The 4,191-nt window shown below is 63.3% G+C and carries 6 protein-coding genes; 5 read left to right on the top strand and 1 reads right to left on the bottom strand.

The window, feature by feature from the left end; all coding sequences use genetic code 11:
- The coding region (locus tag ENZ75_RS23320; protein WP_164887950.1) for a PLP-dependent aminotransferase family protein at positions 1–809 on the top strand (809 nt) is incomplete at its 5' end.
- Here the strand turns inward: ENZ75_RS23320 and ENZ75_RS23315 are convergent.
- Positions 786–1,088 carry a hypothetical protein gene (locus tag ENZ75_RS23315; protein WP_224621166.1) on the bottom strand — a complete coding sequence of 101 codons (303 nt, stop codon included), beginning with the start codon at positions 1,086–1,088 and terminating at the stop codon, positions 786–788. The genes ENZ75_RS23320 and ENZ75_RS23315 overlap by 24 nt on opposite strands.
- Before the next feature lie 318 nt (positions 1,089–1,406).
- Between ENZ75_RS23315 and ENZ75_RS23310 the strand changes: the two genes are divergently transcribed.
- The 4 genes from ENZ75_RS23310 to ENZ75_RS23295 all read left to right on the top strand — a co-directional run.
- A complete protein-coding gene (locus ENZ75_RS23310) occupies positions 1,407–1,835 on the top strand; it encodes a VOC family protein (protein WP_013530756.1) in 429 nt (142 codons plus the stop codon).
- Positions 1,836–2,021: 186 nt separating this feature from the next.
- Entirely contained in the window at positions 2,022–2,537 is a 516-nt protein-coding gene (locus tag ENZ75_RS23305) for a hypothetical protein (protein ID WP_013530757.1), read from the top strand.
- A gap of 232 nt (positions 2,538–2,769) precedes the next feature.
- Positions 2,770–3,387 carry a C39 family peptidase gene (locus ENZ75_RS23300; protein ID WP_024501618.1) on the top strand — a complete coding sequence of 206 codons (618 nt, stop codon included), beginning with the start codon at positions 2,770–2,772 and terminating at the stop codon, positions 3,385–3,387.
- A 24-nt stretch (positions 3,388–3,411) separates the two neighbouring features.
- A partial coding sequence (locus tag ENZ75_RS23295; RefSeq protein WP_164887949.1) for a D-alanine--D-alanine ligase family protein occupies positions 3,412–4,191 on the top strand: 780 nt, incomplete at its 3' end.

The following is a 4,191-nucleotide window of genomic DNA, read 5'->3' as shown; positions in this document are numbered from 1 at the left end:
CTTTCAACGCCTATGAGCCGCGCTACGACCGGCTGACCCCGGCCGGCGGCAACATGACGCCCGATGCCTATCGCGCGGCGGCGGCCGCCAATGGCGGCAAGGCCAAATTCGCCTATCTGGTGCCGGATTTCGCCAACCCGACCGGCAACACGCTGAACCGTGAGCAGCGCGAGGCGGTGCTCGACCTTGCCGGCGAACTCGACATCGCCGTCATCGAGGATGCCGCTTACCGCGCGCTGCGCTATGACGGCGAGGGCGAGCCGCCGATCCTGGCGCTCGATTGTGCCCGGTCCGGCGGCATCGACAAGGCGCGCACGCTCTATTGCGGCTCGTTCTCGAAGATCCTGTCGCCGGGCATGCGGGTCGGCTGGGTGTGCGCGCCGCGCCACATTGTCGAGAAGCTGGTGCTGATGAAGCAGGCTTCGGACCTGCACAGCCCGTCGATCAACCAGGTGGTGATGCATCGCGTCGCCGAAGCCGTGTTCGAAGGCCAGGTGGAAAAACTCATCGACGCCTATCGCGAGCGCCGCGACGGGCTGCTCTCGGCACTGGAAGCCCACATGCCCGAAGGCGTGACCTGGAGCCGCCCGGAAGGCGGCATGTTCGTCTGGGTGACACTGCCGGAAGGGGCCGACGCCACCGAGCTTCTGGCTCGGTCGGTGAAGGAAGCGCGGGTCGCCTTCGTGCCGGGCAACGCCTTTTATGCCGATGGCACCGGGCGCAACACACTGCGGCTGTCCTTCACGCTCGCCGACCGGCGCGCGGTGAGCGAAGGCATTCCAAGGCTAGCCGCCATCCTGAAGGGATAGGCCGGCGCTGGAAGCCGGCTTTTCCTCCGCCGTTACAGTCACCAGCCGCTCAAGCTTTGAAAGCCTGGTGCGAGCGAGCTTGCGGACCGGCCTTTCGAAACCTTCTTCGCCGTTTTCGACGACGAAGACCAAGGTCATGAAATCGAGCATGAATTCGTCGATGGCTGCCGCGACCTCGCGCGACCTGCCCTTGAACCGGCGCAGCAGAGCGGTTGCTTCCTCGATATCGTCGACACCGGCGCTGTCGACCAGCGCTTCGAGCCTCTGAAAACAATCCAATCGCAATTCCTCCCACCGCGCCACCAAACCCGGTTGCGAGCGGAAGGTTCCAAACTGTGAGTGGTCTCGCGAAGAAATCGCCTCCACTGCTTGAATTCCGCGGACGGGCCATCGGCAATTTTTTTGTTCGGGTGGAACCTCCGCGGCCAACAAAGGTTCTTACCAGGTCTGATCCCCCCTCAGACCCCTGAAGGCTAGACATGCTTTCCAAAGGCCCGCCGGATCCCCTCCCGGTGGGCCCTTTGTCTGCTGGGAAGTATCCGCATTGACGACGCCCTATCCCAACCTAAATTCGAACCCACACGAGGAGGCGTTTTCATGGAAACCCAGGAATTGCATCGCGGCCGGCTCATCGACCACATCCAACTGGTGGTCAGAAACCTCGCGGCCAGCCGGCGTTTCTACGAGGCGGTCCTGCAGGCGCTCGATGTCCCGATCGGCGGTAGCGGCGCCGACTTTTTCTGGGCCGACGAGCTGTTTGTCTCCACTGCCGACAGCCGGGCCGCACAGGGAAAACTCACCGGCCGCCATCACCTGGCTTTCCAGGCAAGGGACCACGCCATGGTCGACGGCTTCTACAAGGCCGGGCTGGCGGCCGGCGGCACGGACAATGGCGCGCCGGGCGAACGGCCCTATCACCCCGGCTATTACGCCGCCTTCCTGCTCGATCCGGACGGCAACAACATCGAGGCCGTCCATCACGGCCCGCATCGTCGCAGCGCCGCTTCGGTGAAGATCACCTTCTAAGCTGCCGATATTCAGCCGGCCGGGATCGCGGACGCATGGGCGATGCTGGAGAGAGGCTGCCTTGCGTTGCCAGATCGGTGGCCCCGATGCTAACCGTGCAAATGGCGGGCGGGAATCGGTCCCGAAGCAACGTCCGCCACAAATTTTCAATAAAACTCCCCTTACCCCCGTGGAGATATTTTTTTTATGCAAAACCCAGCAAGGGCGATCTGTGCCGCCACGCTTCTATTTGCAATCGGGGCCGTTGGCCTCACAAGTATATCATCTTTTGCTTATATTTCATCGGCGCAGGCCCAGGAGGAATATCTTCCGACCGAGAAGGATTTTGTCGGCAAATGGAAACTCAACGGCGGAGCCATCCGGCCGCCGCGCGATATGAAGGATGCGCCGACACCGGAACAGGAAGCGGCCGCCAGTGAGTTCCAGCAGACGGTGACCGCGTTTTACGGGGCGTTCGATTATCTGGAGATCACGGCGGACGGCCGCTACAATTTTCACCAGCCCGGGGATCCGACGTCGGGGCCTTGCGTCTGGTGCGGAACCTGGTCGTTCAGCAAGAGTTCGGCGTGGCTCGAGCTGGATACGGCGCCCCGGCTGGATATCTACGCCAAGGACGGCGACATGCAGATGACCTACACTGTCGAACCCTACGAAAAATCGAAATATGCGTGGCTGGTTTTCGGCTGGGCGAAGGCCGAGTAGGCGGCGCGCAGCATTCACCACGTTCGTCATCCTCGGGTCTCCGCGACGGAGCTTCGCTCCTGCTCCGCCTGTGGATGACGAAGGCGGGAGAGGCTTCCGCTAACCCCGGAGTCAGCGATGGTTGACCGAAACGGAAGATGACATCTTCTGGGTCGCGCCACTGAATGTCACGGCTTTTCATCCATCTCGTATCCTCGTATACGAGATGGAACCAGCCGACCGAGGAGACCGCATGAGCCCGCCGCCTGAAACCGTGCCGTTTTTCAGCCAGTGGGAAACGCCTGACATGACGCTGGACGTGCTCGCCGACGGCGCGGATGTTGCGCTCAGGCGCGATCCGCTGTGGAGGCGATCCGGGGCGGAGACCCTCGACGAATACGCAATCTGGGCCGCCAACATCTGCGGCATGGCCTGCCTCAAGATGATCCTGGCCAGCCGCGGCGAGATCGTGCCGACGATCGAACTTGCCAGGCGCTGCACCTTATATGGCGGCTATGTCGTCAATGAGGGATCGATCAAGGGGCTGATCTACGCGCCCTTCGTCAGCTTCGTGAAGGAAGCCTTCGGCCTGCGCGCCGAGGTGATGACCAATGTCGCCACATCAGACATTCCGGCGATCATGCAGCGGACGCGCTTCTTCATCGCGTCGGTCAGCAGCTCGATCCGCTGGCCCGAGCGAGAGCCGCCCTCGAAGGGCGGCCATCTGGTGCTGATCACCGCGGCATCCGACGAAGGTTTCCGCTTTCACAACCCGTCCGGCCATGAGCCCGCCACACAGGCAGACGCAGTGTTGTCACCGGCCGATTTCGACCGCTTCTTTGCCAATCGCGGCATTGCCGTCGCCATTTGATTTTTTGACAGTCGAGGGATTTCGATGACCGACAAGACAAGAGTGGCCATCCTCTATGGCGGGCGTTCGGCCGAGCACGACGTGTCGCGCCTTTCGGCCGCCAATGTGCTGAAGGCGATCGACCGCACGCGCTACGATATCGTGCCGATCGCCATTTCGCGAGGCGGCAGGTGGCTGCTGCAACAACTCGATCGCGCCGCGGCGATCGGCGATGAGGCGGCAGGGGCGCCGGCCTCCGAAGACGGCCCGGAGGTTGCTTTGTTGCCCGGAGGCAAGGGCCGGCTGGTTGCGGTGTCGCGGGATGGTACGCAGCCTGAGCTGCCCCCCATCGACGTCGTGTTCCCGGTGCTGCACGGGCCGTTCGGCGAGGACGGCTCGGTGCAGGGCTATGCCGAGGTCGCCGATGTCGCCTATGTCGGCTGCGGCATTCTCGCCTCGGCCGCCGCCATGGACAAGGACGTCGCCAAGCGGCTGATGCGCGAGGCGGGACTGGCGGTTGCCCGCTCCGTCACCGTGCATCGAAACGGCAAGCATTCCTTCCAGGAGATTGCCGGGACGCTCGGCCTGCCTTTCTTCGCCAAGCCGGCGCGCCAGGGCTCGTCCTTCGGGGTCAGCAAGGTGAATGACAGGGACGGCTTCGAGCAGGCCATCGACACGGCTTTCCGCTACGACGGCAAAGTGTTGATCGAGGAATTCGTCGAGGGCCGCGAGATCGAGTTCTCGGTGCTGGAGCGCGCCGACGGGTCGCTGACGGTGTCGCTGCCCGGCGAGATCATTCCGGCCGGCAAGCACGGCTTCTACACC

The sequence above is a fragment of the Mesorhizobium sp. M7A.F.Ca.CA.002.04.1.1 genome (genome assembly GCF_004022805.1).
In the GTDB taxonomy this organism is placed as follows: Bacteria; Pseudomonadota; Alphaproteobacteria; order Rhizobiales; family Rhizobiaceae; genus Mesorhizobium; species Mesorhizobium ciceri.
Note: the sequence above shows the minus strand (reverse complement) of the source record. Positions and strands in the feature narration are given on the sequence as shown.

Bases quoted from the DNA above. Each gene is read 5' to 3' on its own strand.
- ENZ75_RS23310 (WP_013530756.1), top strand. From the start codon at position 1,407: ATGGAAACCCAGGAATTGCATCGCGGCCGGCTCATCGACCACATCCAA.
- ENZ75_RS23305 (WP_013530757.1), top strand. From the start codon at position 2,022: ATGCAAAACCCAGCAAGGGCGATCTGTGCCGCCACGCTTCTATTTGCA.
- ENZ75_RS23300 (WP_024501618.1), top strand. From the start codon at position 2,770: ATGAGCCCGCCGCCTGAAACCGTGCCGTTTTTCAGCCAGTGGGAAACG.